At 63.6% G+C, this 15,573-nt stretch carries 15 protein-coding genes; 7 read left to right on the forward strand and 8 right to left on the reverse strand.

All coding sequences use genetic code 11. The annotated features are described in order from the left end of the window. Positions 1 to 1,146: a trans-sulfuration enzyme family protein gene (locus ACJ8HN_RS09780; RefSeq protein WP_442523328.1), complete on the forward strand. Its 1,146-nt coding sequence runs from the start codon at positions 1 to 3 to the stop codon at positions 1,144 to 1,146. A 59-nt stretch (positions 1,147 to 1,205) separates the two neighbouring features. Here the strand turns inward: ACJ8HN_RS09780 and ACJ8HN_RS09785 are convergent, their stop codons facing one another. Then, complete coding sequence (locus ACJ8HN_RS09785) at positions 1,206 to 2,228, reverse strand: isopenicillin N synthase family dioxygenase (RefSeq protein WP_442523329.1); 1,023 nt, start codon at positions 2,226 to 2,228, stop codon at positions 1,206 to 1,208. A 288-nt stretch (positions 2,229 to 2,516) separates the two neighbouring features. Between ACJ8HN_RS09785 and ACJ8HN_RS09790 the strand changes: the two genes are divergently transcribed. Both ACJ8HN_RS09790 and ACJ8HN_RS09795 read left to right on the forward strand, forming a co-directional pair. Next, the gene (locus ACJ8HN_RS09790; RefSeq protein ID WP_033654623.1) at positions 2,517 to 3,173 is read left to right on the forward strand and encodes an HAD family hydrolase; all 657 of its coding nucleotides are present in this window, start codon (positions 2,517 to 2,519) and stop codon (positions 3,171 to 3,173) included. 89 nt (positions 3,174 to 3,262) lie between these two features. Continuing rightward, positions 3,263 to 3,883 (forward strand): glutathione S-transferase family protein, encoded by a 621-nt coding sequence (locus tag ACJ8HN_RS09795; protein WP_047568438.1) that lies wholly within the window; start codon positions 3,263 to 3,265, stop codon positions 3,881 to 3,883. A gap of 13 nt (positions 3,884 to 3,896) precedes the next feature. On the opposite strand, the gene ACJ8HN_RS09800 is transcribed toward ACJ8HN_RS09795, so the two are convergent. Further along, positions 3,897 to 4,997 carry a PQQ-dependent sugar dehydrogenase gene (locus ACJ8HN_RS09800; protein WP_033654622.1) on the reverse strand — a complete coding sequence of 367 codons (1,101 nt, stop codon included), beginning with the start codon at positions 4,995 to 4,997 and terminating at the stop codon, positions 3,897 to 3,899. 131 nt (positions 4,998 to 5,128) lie between these two features. On the opposite strand from ACJ8HN_RS09800, the gene ACJ8HN_RS09805 reads away from it, so the two are divergent. Both ACJ8HN_RS09805 and corA read left to right on the forward strand, forming a co-directional pair. Beyond that, positions 5,129 to 5,548: a GNAT family N-acetyltransferase gene (locus ACJ8HN_RS09805; protein ID WP_060419837.1), complete on the forward strand. Its 420-nt coding sequence runs from the start codon at positions 5,129 to 5,131 to the stop codon at positions 5,546 to 5,548. Between the two features lie 11 nt (positions 5,549 to 5,559). Then, positions 5,560 to 6,543 (forward strand): magnesium/cobalt transporter CorA, encoded by a 984-nt coding sequence (gene corA, locus ACJ8HN_RS09810; protein ID WP_033637778.1) that lies wholly within the window; start codon positions 5,560 to 5,562, stop codon positions 6,541 to 6,543. 62 nt (positions 6,544 to 6,605) lie between these two features. Here the strand turns inward: corA and ACJ8HN_RS09815 are convergent, their stop codons facing one another. From ACJ8HN_RS09815 to speB, 4 genes are all read right to left on the reverse strand, one after another. Beyond that, on the reverse strand, positions 6,606 to 7,418 hold the full coding sequence (locus ACJ8HN_RS09815) for a nitrilase-related carbon-nitrogen hydrolase (protein WP_442523330.1): 813 nt from the start codon (positions 7,416 to 7,418) through the stop codon (positions 6,606 to 6,608). After that, the gene (locus tag ACJ8HN_RS09820) at positions 7,415 to 8,842 is read right to left on the reverse strand and encodes a purine-cytosine permease family protein (RefSeq protein WP_442523331.1); all 1,428 of its coding nucleotides are present in this window, start codon (positions 8,840 to 8,842) and stop codon (positions 7,415 to 7,417) included. Before ACJ8HN_RS09820 ends, ACJ8HN_RS09815 begins: the two co-directional genes overlap by 4 nt. 34 nt (positions 8,843 to 8,876) lie before the next feature. Continuing rightward, a complete protein-coding gene (locus tag ACJ8HN_RS09825) occupies positions 8,877 to 10,262 on the reverse strand; it encodes a sodium:solute symporter (RefSeq protein WP_197771994.1) in 1,386 nt (461 codons plus the stop codon). Positions 10,263 to 10,338: 76 nt separating this feature from the next. Beyond that, entirely contained in the window at positions 10,339 to 11,271 is a 933-nt protein-coding gene (speB, locus tag ACJ8HN_RS09830) for an agmatinase (RefSeq protein WP_442523333.1), read from the reverse strand. Between the two features lie 248 nt (positions 11,272 to 11,519). Here speB and ACJ8HN_RS09835 point away from each other — a divergent pair, with 248 nt between their 5' ends. Continuing rightward, a complete protein-coding gene (locus ACJ8HN_RS09835) occupies positions 11,520 to 12,425 on the forward strand; it encodes a LysR family transcriptional regulator (protein ID WP_442523335.1) in 906 nt (301 codons plus the stop codon). On the opposite strand, the gene ACJ8HN_RS09840 is transcribed toward ACJ8HN_RS09835, so the two are convergent. Continuing rightward, positions 12,416 to 13,606, reverse strand: coding sequence for an MFS transporter (locus ACJ8HN_RS09840; RefSeq protein ID WP_442523336.1), 1,191 nt, complete (start codon positions 13,604 to 13,606; stop codon positions 12,416 to 12,418). The genes ACJ8HN_RS09835 and ACJ8HN_RS09840 overlap by 10 nt on opposite strands. Before the next feature lie 137 nt (positions 13,607 to 13,743). On the opposite strand from ACJ8HN_RS09840, the gene ACJ8HN_RS09845 reads away from it, so the two are divergent. Next, on the forward strand, positions 13,744 to 14,628 hold the full coding sequence (locus ACJ8HN_RS09845) for a LysR family transcriptional regulator (protein ID WP_442523337.1): 885 nt from the start codon (positions 13,744 to 13,746) through the stop codon (positions 14,626 to 14,628). Between the two features lie 15 nt (positions 14,629 to 14,643). Here ACJ8HN_RS09845 and ACJ8HN_RS09850 read toward each other — a convergent pair whose 3' ends face one another. Then, the gene (locus tag ACJ8HN_RS09850) at positions 14,644 to 15,468 is read right to left on the reverse strand and encodes an SDR family oxidoreductase (RefSeq protein ID WP_442523339.1); all 825 of its coding nucleotides are present in this window, start codon (positions 15,466 to 15,468) and stop codon (positions 14,644 to 14,646) included. Positions 15,469 to 15,573 lie beyond the last annotated feature (105 nt).

Raw genomic sequence — 15,573 nt, forward strand, 5'->3', positions numbered from 1 at the left:
ATGGCCAAGTTTGATACGTTGACCGTTCACGCCGGTTACACCCCGGACGCCACCGGCGCCGTGATGCCGGCAATTTACGCCACCTCCACCTACGCCCAACCGGCGCCGGGCGAGCATACCGGCTACGAATACTCCCGCAGCGCCAACCCGACGCGCACCGCGCTGGAAAGCGCCATCGCCGAACTGGAGGGCGGCAGCCGCGGCTACGCCTTCGCCTCCGGCCTGGCGGCCTGCTCCACGGTGCTGGAGCTGCTCGATAAGGACAGCCACCTGATCGCAGTAGACGATCTGTACGGCGGCACCTATCGCCTGCTGGAAAAAGTGCGCAGCCGCACCGCCGGCCTGCGCGTCACTTACGTGTCGCCGGCGGATCTCGCCGGGCTGGAGCAGGCGATCGAGCCGGACACCAAAATGATCTGGGTAGAAACCCCGACCAACCCGCTGCTGAAGCTGGCGGATCTGAGCGCCATTGCCGCGATCGCCAAAAAGCATGGGCTTATCAGCGTGGCGGACAATACCTTCGCCTCGCCGTATCTGCAGCGCCCGCTGGATCTGGGCTTTGACGTGGTGGTGCACTCCGCCACCAAATACCTCAACGGCCACTCCGACGTGGTGGCCGGCGTCGCGGCGGTGGGGGATAACCCGGCGCTGGCGGAACAGCTCGGTTTTCTGCAAAACGCGGTCGGCGGCATTCTCGATCCGTTCAGCAACTTCCTGACGCTGCGCGGCATTCGCACCCTGGCACTGCGCATGCAGCGCCACAGCGACAGCGCGCTGCGCATCGCCCAGTGGCTGGAGAGCCAGCCGCAGGTGGAAAACGTCTACTATCCCGGCCTGCCTAGCCATCCGCAGCACGCGCTGGCGGCGCGCCAGATGACGCGCTTCGGCGGCATGATCTCGGTGCGGCTGAAAGGCGACGACGCCTATGCGCGCCGGGTCATCAAGCGCTCGCGCCTGTTCACCCTGGCGGAAAGCCTGGGCGGCGTGGAAAGCCTGATCAGCCAGCCGTTCAGCATGACGCACGCCTCCATTCCGCTGGAACAGCGCCTGGCAACCGGCATCACGCCGCAGCTGGTGCGCCTGTCGGTGGGGATTGAGGATGTGGAAGATCTGATCGCCGATCTGCAGCAGGCGCTGGCGGAATAATCGCCCGCATCAAGCGCCATCAGCCCGGCCGGCGCGCCGGGCTTTTTTGTGCCCGCTATTCAGACGCCGATGACGTCCCGATAAAAGCGCTGCGCCACATCGGGGTGGGAACGGATGCGGCCTTTCAGGTAGTTATACCCCACGTCGCGCAGCAGCGGGTTGAGCGGATCGCTGGCCGGGCCGCGCGCCTGCGCCGCCAGCGGCGGCGGCAGTTGATACAACGGCACCACCGCGTCCAAGCGCGCGCCGAGGAAAAAAGCGATCGACAGCCTGTCGCGCCCCGCCGGCGGCGTTTCCACCCGGTGCACCGTGGCGCGCAGATAGCCGTTGGTCGCCAGTTCCAGCAGCTCGCCGATGTTCACCACGAAGGTGTCTTCACGCGGCTGGGCATCGAGCCACTGCCCTTCGCTCACCTCCACCTGCAACCCTTTTTGCTCGTCCTGCAGCAGGAAGCTGAGAAAACCGGAATCCTTGTGCGCGCCGACGCCCTGTGCGCTGGCGGTAGCGTCCCGCCCCGGATAGCGAATCAGTTTGATGTGCTCGTTGGGCTTATCGCCATACAAGCGATCGAAAGCCTGCTCCGGCAACGACAGCGCCAAAGCGAAAGCGCGCAACAGCCGCAGCGACATGGCGGTCATCGCCTGTTGCCACTGCAGCAGCAGCGGTTTCAGCGTCGGCAGCGCCGCCGGCCACTGGTTTGGCCCCTGCAGGAGTGCCCAGCGTGGGGTGTCGTCAGATAGCGTCAGCGCCGGGCGTTCGGCACCGATATCGAACTGCTCGCGCCAGTCCGGCTGGCCGCGCGTGAGCTCCGCCGCCGCCCGGTTGTAACCGCGAAAGTGCGGCGAATGCACCATCTGCACCGCCAGCTTGTCGGCTTCCGGCAGCGCGAAAAATTGCCGCGCGCTCTGTTGCAGCCGCGCATTCAGCGCACTGTCCACGCCGTGCCCGCGCAGATAGAAAAAGCCGACGTCGCGGGCCGCCGCGCGCAGATCGTCAAGAAAGGCGCGCCGCTGGCGCGCATCGCCGTCAAGCAGCGAAAGATCCAGCAGCGGCAGCGTCTTCAGCGTCGTCAGATGCGTCATCGTGTGGTTCCTCTTCTTCCCCAATCACAATCGGGCTGCCATACAGGCGAATAATCAACATTGTCACTCTCTACCGGGTAGCTGCATTTGCTCCATAGTTATCACCGCGCTCGCCGGGGCGGCCAATATTGTTGCGTTCTAAGTTATGCAAACGTTCAACAAACTGTCGCAAAACCGTCATCAATGTTTCTTATGCTCTGCGCAATTTCGCCGACGCCGCTGGCTGGCGACGGGCGCTATCCGCTATCCTGTAAACGACCTCATACCCTGCCTGCCGGAGAAATACTGATGGATTTAGCCTTATTCGACCTGGATGAAACCCTGATTGACGATGACAGCGCCAGCCTGTGGATCCGCTGGCTGGTCGGCCAGGGCTTCGCGCCGGCGGAGCTGGAGCTGCAGGAGCAGCAGCTGATGCAGCTTTATTATCAGGGCAAGCTGTCGATGGAGGACTACATGCAGGCCACGCTGGCGCCGCTGGCCGGCCTGAGCGTGCAAACCGTGGCCGGCTGGGTACAGCGTTACATCCGGCGCGATATCCTGCCGCGCGTCTATCCCGCCGCCCGTGAACGCCTGCAGTGGCACCGCGAGCGCGGCGACTGCATTCTGGTGATCTCCGCCACCGGCGAGCATCTGGTGGCGCCGATCGCCGAACAGCTCGGCGCCGATGATGCGCTGGCGATCGGCGTGGAAATCAGCGACGGCCGCTTCACCGGCAACACCTACGGCACCATGACCTATCAACAGGGCAAGGTGATCCGCCTGCAACGCTGGCTGGCGCAGCATCCGCACCTGCAATTCGAACACAGCCACGGCTACAGCGACTCCCTCAACGATAAGGCGATGCTGCAATTCGTCGACAGCGCCACGGTGATCAACCCCGACAGCGAACTGAGCGCGCTGGCGGCGGAGCACGGCTGGGAAGTGTGCCGCTGGGAACGCTGAGCGGCAGGCAAAAAGTGCCCTGCGGTGTGACAAATAGCGTTTTGTGGCGTAGGTATAGAGGGTCCTTAATCCACTAACGGAGTTGCGCAATGCTGACCATTTGGGGCCGTGAGAATTCGAACAACGTCAGGAAGGTGCTGTGGTGCGCCGCCGAACTGGGGCTGAGCTACACCCACATCAACGCCGGCGGCGCGTTCGGCAAGGTGAACGAAGAGAGTTACCGCGCGCTGAACCCGAACGGCCTGGTGCCGCTGCTGCAGGACGATGACTTCGTGCTGTGGGAATCCAACACCATCGTGCGCTACCTGGCGGCGAAATTTGGCGACGCGACGTTCTATCCGCAAGATCTGCAGGCGCGCGCCGCCGCCGAGAAGTGGATGGACTGGACCACCTCAACCATCGTCCCGGCCTTCACCATCGTCTTTTGGGGCCTGATCCGCACCGCGCCGGAATTGCGCGACATGGCGAAAATCGAAGCGGCGATCGCCACGCTGGAAAAGCACTTCGACGTCATCGAACAGACGCTGGCGCGCCAGCCTTACCTCTCCGGCGAGGCGTTCGGCTTCGGCGATATCCCGCTCGGCAGCTTCGCCTACGCCTGGTTCGAAATGCCGATCGCCCGCCGCCCGCGGCCGAACATAGAGCGCTGGTATCAGCAGCTGCGCGCCCGCCCGGCCTATCAGCGCGGCGTGATGAGCGAACTCACCTGATCGCTGCGGGGCGTTACGACGCCCCGACCTTCAGCAGCTTGCCGTTCCGCTCGTCCGTCAGCAGATACAGATAGCCATCCGGCCCGCTGCGCACCTCGCGAATGCGCTCGCCGCGATCGCCCAGCAGCCGCTCTTCCGCCACCACCTTGTCGCCTTCCAGCGTCAGGCGAATCAGTTCCTTTTGCGCCAGCGCGCCGATGAACAGCGAGTGCCGCCAGGCGGGGAAGCGCTGCCCGTCATAAAACGCCATGCCGCTGAGGCCGGGCGATACCCGCCAATAGTGCAGCGGCTGTTCGGTGCCGGGCACCCGTTCCCCTTTGGCCTCGGGGATCGGCTGGCCGGAATAGTTGATGCCGTAGGTGGCCAGCGGCCAGCCGTAGTTTTTACCCGGCAGCGGGAGGTTGAGCTCATCGCCGCCGCGCGGGCCGTGCTCGTGTTCCCAGATCGCGCCGCTCCACGGGTTCAGCGCCAGCCCTTGCGGATTGCGGTGGCCGTAGGACCAAACCTCCGGCCGTTTGCCGGCCTGGCCGACCCAGGGGTTGTCCGGCGGCACCGCGCCTTCGGCGGTCAGCCGCACCAGCTTGCCCTGCAGCTTGTCGGTCTCCTGCGCCGTCGGCCGCTGGTTGTTTTCGCCCAGCGCGATAAACAGGTAGCCCTGACTGTCGAACGCCAGCTTGCCGCCGAAGTGATTGCCGACCGACAGCTTGGGCAGCTGGCGGAAGATCACCTTGAAGTTTTCCAGCCGCGCGCCGTCGTCGCTCAAACGGCCGTAGCCGACCGCCGTGCCGGCTTTGCCGCCGTCACCCGGTTCGGCGAAGCTGAGGTACACCCGGCGGCTGGCGGCGAAGTCGGGCGCCGGCAACACTTCCAGCAGGCCGCCCTGCCCCTCGGCGTAAACCTGCGGCACGCCGGCGATCGGCGGCGACAGGCCTTTGCCCTGCTGCCACAGCCGCAGCCGGCCGGGCCGCTCGGTGATAAGCAAGCCTTGTTCCGCCGGCAAAAAGGCCAGCGACCACGGGTGTTCCAGGCCGTCCTGCAGTTGGCTGACCGTCGGCGCGGCGTGCAGCAGGCCGCTGCACAGCAGCAAACCGGCCAGCAAAGTCAATCGGGGCATGGCGTCCTCCTGAGGGTGAAATGACCCGTTTAGTGTAGCCCACTCAGCGGGCGCGGTCGTTTGCATTACATTTCAACAGGTTGCCTTTTGGCCGCAGTGTGCTTAAGTTAACCCATCACCCAGGAGGAAAAATGGACATTACCGTTACCGACGCGATTGACGAAGACACCCTCGATGCGATCAGGCAAGGCCTGCGCGCTTACAACCTGCCGCATATCGACGCCCGTCATCGCAAGCCGCTCAGCGTCTATGCGCGCGACGAGGCCGGCACGGTGATCGGCGGGCTGACCGCCGAAACCTGGGGCAACTGGCTGAGCGTCGAGTGGCTGTGGGTGGCGGACTCCCAACGCGGCAGCGGCCTCGGCGGCCGGTTGATGCGCGCCGCCGAACGCGAGGCGCAGGCGCGCGGCTGCCGCTACGCTCGCCTGGATACCTTCAGCTTCCAGGCGCGGCCGTTCTACGAAAAACTCGGCTATCAGCTGCAAATGACGCTGAAAGAGTATCCGGTGGAACATGAGTGTTATTTTCTCACCAAAACCCTGACTGATTAATGGATGGACGGATGGACAGCAAAAGCATGGTGGTGAACTGTGTGGCGTATAAAGCCGGCCAACGGCTGGGCGAAGTGACCATCGACGATATCAGCGAGGTGGTCAAACAGCCGGATACCTTCATCTGGCTGGGGCTGCGGCAGCCGGAGCCGGCGTTTATGCGCAAGGTGCAGGAAGAGTTCGGCCTGCACGATCTGGCGATCGAAGACGCGCTGTGCGCGCACCAGCGGCCGAAGCTGGAAACCTACGGCGATTCGCTGTTCATCGTGGTGAAAACCGCGCAGTGGGGCGAGAACGACGAAATCGAATACGGCGAAACCCATTTCTTCGTCGGCAAAAACTTTCTGGTGACGGTGCGCCACGGCGCCTCGCCCAGCTACGCGCCGATCCGCGCCAAGGCGGAAGAGAACCGCAAGCAGATGTGCCGCGGGCCGGGCTTCGCCCTCTATTCGGTGTTGGACTTCGTGGTGGACAACTACCGCAGCGTGGTGACGCGCTTCGAGAGCACCATCGAGAATATCGAAGCCAACATGTTTCAGTCGGAGTTCGATCAGGCGGCGATCGAGAACGTCTATACCCTGCGCCGCCACCTGTTGGCGCTGCGCAACGCCGCGTTGCCGATGGATGAAATCTGCAACCAGCTGATCCGCCTGCACGAAGAGGTGATCCCGAAAGAGCTGCGCGCCTATGTGCGTGATGTGCAGGATCACGCGCATCAGGTGGTCAGCAATATCGACGACATGCGCGAAATGCTGACCAACGCCATGCACGTCAACCTGGCGTTGGTGACGGTCAAACAGAACGAAGTGGTGAAACGCCTGGCGGGCTGGGGGGCGATTTTGGCCATCCCGACGGTGATCTTCAGCCTGTACGGCATGAACTTCGCCGACATGCCGGAGCTGAAGTTCCCGTGGGCCTATCACGCCACGCTGGGGGTGACCGCCGTCGGCTGCATTTTCCTGTATCAGAAGCTGAAGAAATCGGGCTGGCTGTAAGCGCCAAAACGGCGGGTTTTCCCGCCGGAGAAACGATCTGCGGAGCGGCCCGCCACGCCGCTTCAATACAGCATCGGCCGCCGATCGCGATGCACGTGATTGTGGCGGCCGATATGCTTATCATCGGCCGCGCAGATATCCATCGATGCCAGCACCATGCCTTCGCCTGCCAGGCTCTGCGTCAATGGATAGCCGTCGGCGTCGACGATCACCGAGCCGCCGATCCACGCAACGCCGCGCTCCGTTTCGCAACGATCGCACACCGCGATGAACAGCCGATTGACGCCGGCGTTGGCCTGCGCCTTCACCATCTCCGCCGGCCGTTCGCCCTGCGGGCGCGGCGCCAGCGGCCAGTTGACCGGCGCGCACAGCAGCTGAGCGCCGGCCAGCGCCGGCAGCCGTACCCACTCAGGGAATTCGAGATCGTAACAGATCATCACCGCCAACCGGCCAAAGCGGGTCTCGACGACCGGCGGCGGCCGATCGCCGGCGGTAAAGATGGTGCTCTCTTCGTGCCACAGGTGCGCTTTGCGATAAATCGCCCTCACCCCCTGCGCATCGATCAATGCCGCGCTGTTGGCCACCTCGCCATCGGGCAGGCGCTCGCAGAAACCGGCGACGATCGCCACATCCAACTCGCGCGCCAGGGCTCCCCACAGGCTGAGGCTCGGCCCGTCTTCAGCCTCGGCCAACGCCCTCGCCTCCGCCTTATCGCGCAGCACGTAGCCGCTGTTCACCAGCTCCGGCAGCACGATAACGTTGGCACCGCGCTGCGCCGCCCGGCGGATAGCCTGGGCGGACAGCGCCCGATTATGTTCCGCTTCCCCGACCCGCAACGCTAACTGGCAGCATGCGACTTTGATTTTTTCCTTCACTCCGGCTCTCCTTCCAATAAACCCTCGCTGCACAACGCCACCCGCCGTTCGGCTTCAAGATCGAGCTTCCGGCACATCACGACATAAACGCTCCCGGCCACCAGCAGGCCGATCAGAAAAGCGATATCCGCACCGCCCAGTAAAACAGCAAAGGGGCCGGTGTAAAAGCCCAACGTCATGAACGGCACCATCGCCAGCAGGCCGATCGCGTAGGCCGTCAGGCCGGGGCGCCCCCAGCGGCCGTAGATCCCCGCCGGGTTGAAGATTTCACCAATCGCGTAATGCCCGTCGCGCACCACGTAAAAGTCCATCAGATTTACCGCCGTCCAGGGCACCAGGAAATACAGCATCAGCAGCACAAAGGTATTGAAGCTGGCGAGGTAGCTCGCCGGGATGGCCAACGCCACTGCAAACACCGTCAGAGCGACGACGCCAATGCCGGTCATGCGTAATTTCAACGTTGGCGTCACTTTACGGAACGCGTCAATCGCGCTGAGGCTGGTCAGCATCGCGCCATAACAGTTGACCGCCATGATACCGACCAGTGAGGGCACGGCGATCAGCACGGCCAACGTGCCAAACCCAGGATAGACGGCATTTCCCACCGCCTGTACGCTGCCGATCGCATCGGGGGCCGGTAGGGCTGAAGCCAGAAACGCGCCCAGCGACATCAGCCAAAGCGCCGATCCGGCCGCCCCCAGATAAGTCCAAAAGATCACGTTGGCAGACGGCGTTTCATGCGGTAAATAACGCGAGTAGTCGGAAACGTACACCGCGTAGCTGATCTGGTAGCCGGCGGCGGCCGACAGCTGAATCAAAAAGGCCGCCCACGAGAAATGCCCGGCGTCGACGGCGGCGTCCATCCGCAGCGACAACACGGCGCCGACCGTCAGCACGCCAAACACCGCCATCATCACATAGGTCAGCCAGCGCTGCACCGCATGCAGCATATCGTGGCCGACGATTGCCAACAGCACGGCCACCGCGATCAGCAACGCATACCAGGGCAGACGGTGGCCCGGCAACACCGTGTTGATCGCATCGGTCGCGAGAATAACGTTGAACACGTTGAAACCGATGTAGACAAACACCACGGCGGCAAAGGGAACGATGGCGCCACGCAGGCCGAATTGGGCCCGCGACTGGATCATCTGCGGCAGCCCCATCCGCGGCCCCTGGTTGGCATGACACGCCATGAAGAACGTGCCGAACCCTACGCCGGCGGCAATGGCCAGCATCGAATAAAGCGCACCCAGCCCCAGCGCCGGGCCGGTGAAACCGACCACCATCGTCGTCAAAACAAAATTACCGGTGAACCAAAACGGCGCCTGATGCCAAACCTTGCCATGCCGCTCGTGACGGGGCACATAGTCTATCGAGCGCACTTCAATTTTTGGGCGTGACGCCACATTGCGATTGTCCATGTCCCACCTCGTCGCGGTCATTAGCCTCGTCTTTTCAGCGCTCGGTTTGGGTCTGCAGCTGCGCTGCCGGGCGGCTCAACAGGCTGCCCAGCACGAAGGCAACGCCGCCGCCCAGCAGGCCGCCGTAGATTGGGCTGTTGGCGTCGATGCCGTGCCAGACCATCAGCCCCACCACGCACAGGCTGCCGGTCAGCATGCTGGCGATGGCGCCGGCGCTGGTGGCGCGCGGCCAGAAGATCGCCCCCACCAGCGGGATCAGCATGCCGCCCACCAACAGGTTGTAAGCCAGGGTCAGCGCCGCCAGCACGTCGCGCACCACGAATGCCAGCCCCAGCATGACCGCGCCCATGAGGAGCGTGGTGAAGCGCCCGGCGGCCAACCCGCCGGAAGGTTTGCGCCGGATGGCCGGCAATACGTCCTCCAGCGCGATGGTGGAAGAGGCCAGCAGGCAGGCGCTGGCGGTGGACATCAGCGCCGCCAACGCCGCGGCGGCCACCAGCCCGCTGACGCCGACCGGCAACACCGCCTGCGCGATAGCGGCGAAGGCGCCGTCGGTGTTGCTGAGCGACGGCAGCACGATCTTGCCGGCCATGCCGATCAGCGCGCCGGTCACGCCGTACAGCACGCAGTAGACGCCCGCCCCCAGCCCGGCGAAGCGCGCCACGTTGGCGCTGCGGGCGGTAAATACCCGCTGCCAGATGTCCTGGCCGATCAGAATGCCGAAGAAATAGATCAGGAAAAATACCAGAATGGTGTCCAGCCCGAGCGACGACAGCTGGTAGTAACCGGCGGGCAGCAGGCTGGTGAACGCCTCCCAGCCGCCGGCCTTGACGATGCTCATCGGCATCAGCACCAGCATCATGCCGACGGTCATGATGATGAACTGAATGATGTCGGTCAGCGTCAGCGACCACATGCCCCCCAGCGTCGAATACAGCACCACCAGCCCGCCGCCGAGCAGGATAGACGCGCTGAACGACAGGCCGAACATCACCTGCATCACGCTGCCGATGGCGATGATAGAAGTCACCGCCACCATCAGATCATACGCCAGCATGATCGCGCCGCTGGTAACCCGCGCCGCCGGATGATAGCGCCGCGACAACACCTGGCTGACGGTATACAGCTTCAGCTTGAGCAGCGGCTTGGCCAGCACCAGGCTCAACACCACGATGCCCAGCCCCAGCGCGCCGCACAGCCAGACGCCGGAGATGCCGTAGGTGTAGCCGAGCTTGACGCTGCCGATGGTCGACGCGCCGCCGAGCACCACCGCCGACAGCGTGCCCAGATACAGCCCCGGCCCCAGGTTGCGCCCGGCGACCAGATACGCCTCTTTGGAGTTGGCGCGGCGAATGCCCATCCACCCCACCGCGCCTATCACCAGAAAGTAAAACACCACGACCAGCAGATCGAGATTCATGGGTACCTCCACTCCGTTGTTATTGTTATCAGGGGCCCCGACGCAACCGCTCCGCCGGTAGGGTCAGTGCGCCGCCTCAGCGGGCCGGCAGCACGCACAACATTTCAAACAGCAGGTTGGCCGCCAGCAGCGCCGTGTTGCCGGAGCGATCGTAAGGCGGCGACACTTCCACCACATCGCCGCCCACCAGGTTCAGCCCGCGGCAGCCGCGCACGATCTCCAGCCCCTGCCAAACCGACAGCCCGCCGACCTCCGGCGTGCCGGTGCCCGGCGCGAAGGCCGGATCCAGCCCGTCGATATCGAAGCTGAGGTAAACCGGCGCATCGCCCATCTGTTCGCGGATCTCCGCCATCAGCGGCGTCAGCGATCGGTGCCAGCAGGCCTCGGCCGGCACCACGCGAAAGCCCTGACGGCGCGACCAGTCGAAGTCGTCCGCCGCATAGCCGCTGCCGCGCAGGCCGATCTGCACCACCTTTTCCGGCGCCAGCAACCCTTCCTCGAACGCGCGGCGGAAGGTGGTGCCGTGCGCCAGCTGTTCGCCGAACATCTCTTCGTTGGTGTCGGAATGCGCATCGACGTGGATCAGCCCGACCGGGCCATGCCGACGGGCGACGGCGCGCAGCACCGGCAACGTCAGCGTGTGGTCGCCGCCGAGCGTCAACGGTATGCAGCCGTGCGCCAGGATCTCGAGGTAAGCCGCCTCGATGCGCTGCACGCTGTCCGCCAGGCTGTAAGGGTTGATGGCGACATCCCCCAGATCGGCCACCTGCAGCCGTTCGAACGGGGCGGAGCCGGTGCCCATGTTGTAGGGGCGGATCATCACCGATTCCTGACGGATCTGGCGCGGGCCATAGCGGGTGCCGCTGCGGTTGGAGGTGCCGATATCCAGCGGAATGCCGACAAAGGCGGCGTCCAGACCGCGCGCCTGTTCGGCGGCGGGCAGGCGCATCATGGTGGGGATACCGGCAAAGCGCGGCATATCGTTACCGCTTTGGGGTTGGTTCAGCATGGCGTTTCCTTGTCTTGATCTGCGATGAATTGAAACATTTGAGCAACATTCGCAGACTACCCCGCTGGCCACCCCGGCTACCATTCCCGCTTTTGCATGTAAACATCGAAAAATGCGATGTAACTAACCTATTGAAGTATTGATTTTTATTTCCACTTCATGCCATAAGGGAGGCCATATCTTCAGCGCCGCACCTATTTTCTCGATGTTAAAAATGGGTTAACCGGCCGACGTTCTGCGGAGGGGGAATGCTCACCAACCTAAGCGATATCGATCTGAAACTGCTGCGGGTGTTCGTCGCGGTGGCGGAAGCCCAGGGCGTCAGCGCCGCGCAGGAAACGCTGCTGATGAACCAATCCACCATCAGCACTCACTTGGCCTCGCTGGAAACCCGGCTGGGCTTTCGCCTGTGCCAGCGCGGACGCTCCGGCTTCCGGCTGACGCCCAAGGGCGAACGCATGCTGATCGCCTGCCGCTCGCTGTTCAACGCCGCCCGCGACTTCACCCGGGTCAGCCAGTCGCTGAACGGCCTGCTGACCGGCGATCTGCAGATCGGTCTGGTGGATAATCTGGTTTCGCTGCCGGGCAATCCGTTCAGCCAGGCCATCAAACACTTCCAGCGCCGCCACCAGGACGTGCAGTTGCAGTGCCGCATCTGTTCGCCGAACGAGATTGAGCAAGGGCTGCTGCACCGGCAGCTCGATCTGGGCATCGGCTACTTTGGCCAGCAGTTGGAGGCGTTGCGTTATCAGCCGTGGCTGGAGGAGACGCAGGCTATCTACTGCAGCGCGGATCACCCGCTGTTCGCGGTGGAAGAACCGGAGCGCGAGCAGATTGAAAACGCGCGCTGGGTCAAGCGCGGCTACCTGCTGGCGCAGCAGCTGTGCCCGATCGCGCCGCCTCACCTGGCGGCGGTGGCCCACCATATGGAAAGCGTCGCCCATCTGGTGCTGAGCGGCACCTGTCTCGGCTATCTGCCCACCCACTACGCGGCACGCTGGGTGGAACAGGGGCTGCTGCGGCAACTGGGCGGCGCGGCGCTCTCATACCGCGCCACGCTCAGCCTGGTCAGCCGCCCCGTTCAGCCCGACGAGGCGTTGAACGCGCTGCTGGAGGATTTGGCGCGCGCCGCACGCCAATCGCCTCATCGCTGAGAGGCCAGCGCCCGATTCATGGCAAACAGCGTGCAGGTTAAAGACAGGATGAGGAGCCCGATAATGGCCCAGGCAAAAGAGGCCGCCCCGCCCCTGTCGAGCAGCATGCCGCCGATCGCGCCACCGGCGGCCACGGCGGTATTCCAGCCCGTGGTATACATGGACTGTGCCACGTCGGCCGCACGACCGGAAAGGCGTGACAATGCCGTCTGCGTGAGGGTGGCAAAACCGCCGAAAGCCGCGCCCCACAATGCGACCGCGAGATACACCATCGGGGCTATCCGCCCCCCACTTCCCAGCAGCACGGCGGCGAGGGCAAAGATGACGATGCTCATCACCGTAAGAGATAGGACTCGTCGATCGACCAGCATCCCGGCGACGCCCAATCCTGCAATCGCGCCCAGCCCGAAGATAAACAGCACGATATCGACCCGCTCGGATAACCCCGACGGCGTGAGGAAAGGCTCCAGGTAGATATACAGAATGTTGTGGGCAACGATGAAGGTGAACACCACGAACAGCACGGCGCGGATCCCGCATTGCAAGAATAGGCCGCTCAGAGACGGGCGATGCGCCTTAGCCTGGCCGGGGAAATCCGGCACGATGGCGATGATCCACACCACAAGCATCAGCGCCATCAACGTCATCAGGCCAAAGGCGCCTTGCCAGCCGATGGCTCGGCCAAGCAACGTGCCGAGCGGTACGCCGAGCACCAGCGCCAGGGTGGCGCCGGCGCCGGAGATCGCAATAGCGCGGCCGCCAAGATGGGCCGGTGACATGCGCACGGCGTAACCGGCCAGCAAGGACCAAACGATGCCGCCGAAAACGCCGGCGAAGAAACGCGTCGCCAATGAGACGTGGTAATCATGCGACAGCGCCGTGACGAGGTTAACGATGGCAAAACCGCCGATCGCACTCAAGAGCAAGGGGCGGCGCCGCATGCCTTGCGTCAATGCGGTGAACGGAATAGCGGCGACCAACGCGCCCACCGCATAGGCGGTGATGAATTGCCCCGCCAGGCTTTCAGACACATTCAAATCGCCCGCGATCGAAGAAAGCACGCCCGCCGGCATGATCTCGGTCAGCAGCGTGATAAAAGCGGCCATCGCCAATGCCAGCAGGCCCCCCAGCGGCAGCCGCTCGATGCTCCCGGCAGGCGCAGATATCGTCGTTTGATTCATCAATCACTCCCCATTCAAAGATGTTTCCGCCCATTGCGGATGACGTTTGCATCATGCTGCCCACTCGCTGATAAAAGAAAAACAGGCTAAAGTGAATAACACTCATGACAAAAAAGTCATTAATAGAATGGAAGCCTATGGAAAGTTTGGGTTCTCTCGACGTTTTCGTGCGGGTCAGTGAAAGCCGCAGTTTCACGGCGGCCGGGCAACAGCTGGGGATCTCCGCGTCAGCGGTCAGCAAAACCATCGCCCGGCTGGAGGAGCGGCTCAGCGTGCGGCTGTTTCACCGCTCCACCCGCACGGTCAACCTGACGCCTGAAGGGGCCTTGTTCCTGGAAAGGTGCCGACGCATTTTGAGCGAGGTGAAAGAGGCGGAAACCGAGCTCCTGCAAACGCGGGGAACGCCCCAGGGCAAGCTGCGCATCAGTCTGCCGTCGCTGGGCACGCTTTTCATGCCAAAACTGGGGGACTTCAAGCGCCGCTACCCTGAGATCGAGCTGGATATTGATTATTCGGATCGGTTAGTTGACGTGATTGAGGAAGGTTTCGATGCCGTTATCCGCAGCGGAACCCCGAGTGACTCACGGCTGGTTGCCCGCCGGCTGGGTACCTGCCGCAAGGTTTTCGTTGGCGCGCCGGGTTATTTCAGCAAAGCGGGTATGCCGCGCAAGCCAGAAGATCTGACAAGCCATGCCCGTTTGCATTATCGCTTTCCCAGCACCGGCAAACTGGATATCTGGCCGCTGGGGGACAAGACGGAGATGCTCCCCGAACGGCCGGCCAGCATGGTGACAAATACCCTCGATCCGCAGGTGTGTTTCGCGGAACAAGGGCTGGGCATTGCTTATTTGCCGGAGATCGCCGTGCGCAGACAGCTGGAACAGGGCAGCCTGGTGACGGTTTTGGATGAATACCACCGCGAGAACATGGTCTTTCATGTCCTCTGGCCGTCGGGCCGCCACCTGTCAGTCAAAATCAGGCTGTTCGTCGACTTTGTGACGAGCCATCTGTTCCCGCTTTAAACGACATATACCGTCTTAACTGACCGGCATGCGCGCCGGATCGGGATGCTGGTACTCGAAACCCAACTCGTTGCAGATGCGGTTGCCGTCCACCAGTCGCTCATCCTGCTCCGCCTCGTCGGCGAACTGCGGCGGCTCCAGGTGCAACTGCTCGGCCAGCGCCGGATAAAATTCGCGTTTGGCCGGATGACGCGGCGCGCACAGGTTGTACACGTGGCCTCCCTTCGGCAGCTTCAGCAACAGTTGGATGGCGGCGATGACGTCGTCCTGGTGCACCAGATTTACCCCCTGCGAACCGCCCTTCACGTCGAGTTTTCCCGCCAGGAAGCGGCCGGGGTGACGATCGGCGCCCACCAGCCCCGCCAGGCGCAGAATGTCCACCGAGGTATTCGGCAATTCATGCAGCCAGCGCTCCAGCTCGGCCAGCACCCGGCCCGACGGCGAGACCGGCCGCAGCGGCGACTCTTCGCGCAGCGTGCCGGCGGTTTCGCCGTACACCGAGGTGGAACTGGTGAAGATCACGCGCGGCACGCCGAAGGCCATCGCGCTGTCCACCAGCATGCGCACCGCATTGAAATAGTTCTCGCTGCCTTCGACGGTGCGGCGCGCGGGCAGCGTCACCACCAGCGCATCCACGCGCAGCAGCGATTCCAGATCGTCCGGATCGCACTCCAGCTCCGGCGTCAGCTCCAGTTGATAGCATTCGATGCCGCTCATCCGCGCGGCCTCGACGCCGTCCGGCGTGGTTTTGCTGCCGACCACGTCATACCCGCGGCCCATCAGCGACAGCGCCAACGGCATGCCCAGCCAACCCAAACCAATAATGGCTACCTTTTTCATCCTCTTCCTCTCCTGAAGATCGCAGCGCCCTGCCCCTAAGGCTACGCCACTGTGCACGGCGATACAATCTGCCCGGCTTAAGGTTAGGTAAAGCCGTGTGTGGCT

The organism is Serratia sp. CY29653 (genome assembly GCF_052169255.1).
GTDB lineage: Bacteria > Pseudomonadota > Gammaproteobacteria > Enterobacterales > Enterobacteriaceae > Serratia > Serratia sarumanii.

Coding starts and splice junctions, on each gene's coding strand:
- ACJ8HN_RS09820 (WP_442523331.1), bottom strand. CDS start 8,842: ATGGACAATCGCAATGTGGCGTCACGCCCAAAAATTGAAGTGCGCTCG.
- ACJ8HN_RS09785 (WP_442523329.1), bottom strand. CDS start 2,228: ATGACGCATCTGACGACGCTGAAGACGCTGCCGCTGCTGGATCTTTCG.
- ACJ8HN_RS09790 (WP_033654623.1), top strand. CDS start 2,517: ATGGATTTAGCCTTATTCGACCTGGATGAAACCCTGATTGACGATGAC.
- speB (WP_442523333.1), bottom strand. CDS start 11,271: ATGCTGAACCAACCCCAAAGCGGTAACGATATGCCGCGCTTTGCCGGT.
- ACJ8HN_RS09805 (WP_060419837.1), top strand. CDS start 5,129: ATGGACATTACCGTTACCGACGCGATTGACGAAGACACCCTCGATGCG.
- ACJ8HN_RS09780 (WP_442523328.1), top strand. CDS start 1: ATGGCCAAGTTTGATACGTTGACCGTTCACGCCGGTTACACCCCGGAC.
- ACJ8HN_RS09850 (WP_442523339.1), bottom strand. CDS start 15,468: ATGAAAAAGGTAGCCATTATTGGTTTGGGTTGGCTGGGCATGCCGTTG.
- corA (WP_033637778.1), top strand. CDS start 5,560: ATGGACAGCAAAAGCATGGTGGTGAACTGTGTGGCGTATAAAGCCGGC.
- ACJ8HN_RS09800 (WP_033654622.1), bottom strand. CDS start 4,997: ATGCCCCGATTGACTTTGCTGGCCGGTTTGCTGCTGTGCAGCGGCCTG.
- ACJ8HN_RS09845 (WP_442523337.1), top strand. CDS start 13,744: ATGGAAAGTTTGGGTTCTCTCGACGTTTTCGTGCGGGTCAGTGAAAGC.
- ACJ8HN_RS09795 (WP_047568438.1), top strand. CDS start 3,263: ATGCTGACCATTTGGGGCCGTGAGAATTCGAACAACGTCAGGAAGGTG.
- ACJ8HN_RS09840 (WP_442523336.1), bottom strand. CDS start 13,606: ATGAATCAAACGACGATATCTGCGCCTGCCGGGAGCATCGAGCGGCTG.
- ACJ8HN_RS09825 (WP_197771994.1), bottom strand. CDS start 10,262: ATGAATCTCGATCTGCTGGTCGTGGTGTTTTACTTTCTGGTGATAGGC.
- ACJ8HN_RS09835 (WP_442523335.1), top strand. CDS start 11,520: ATGCTCACCAACCTAAGCGATATCGATCTGAAACTGCTGCGGGTGTTC.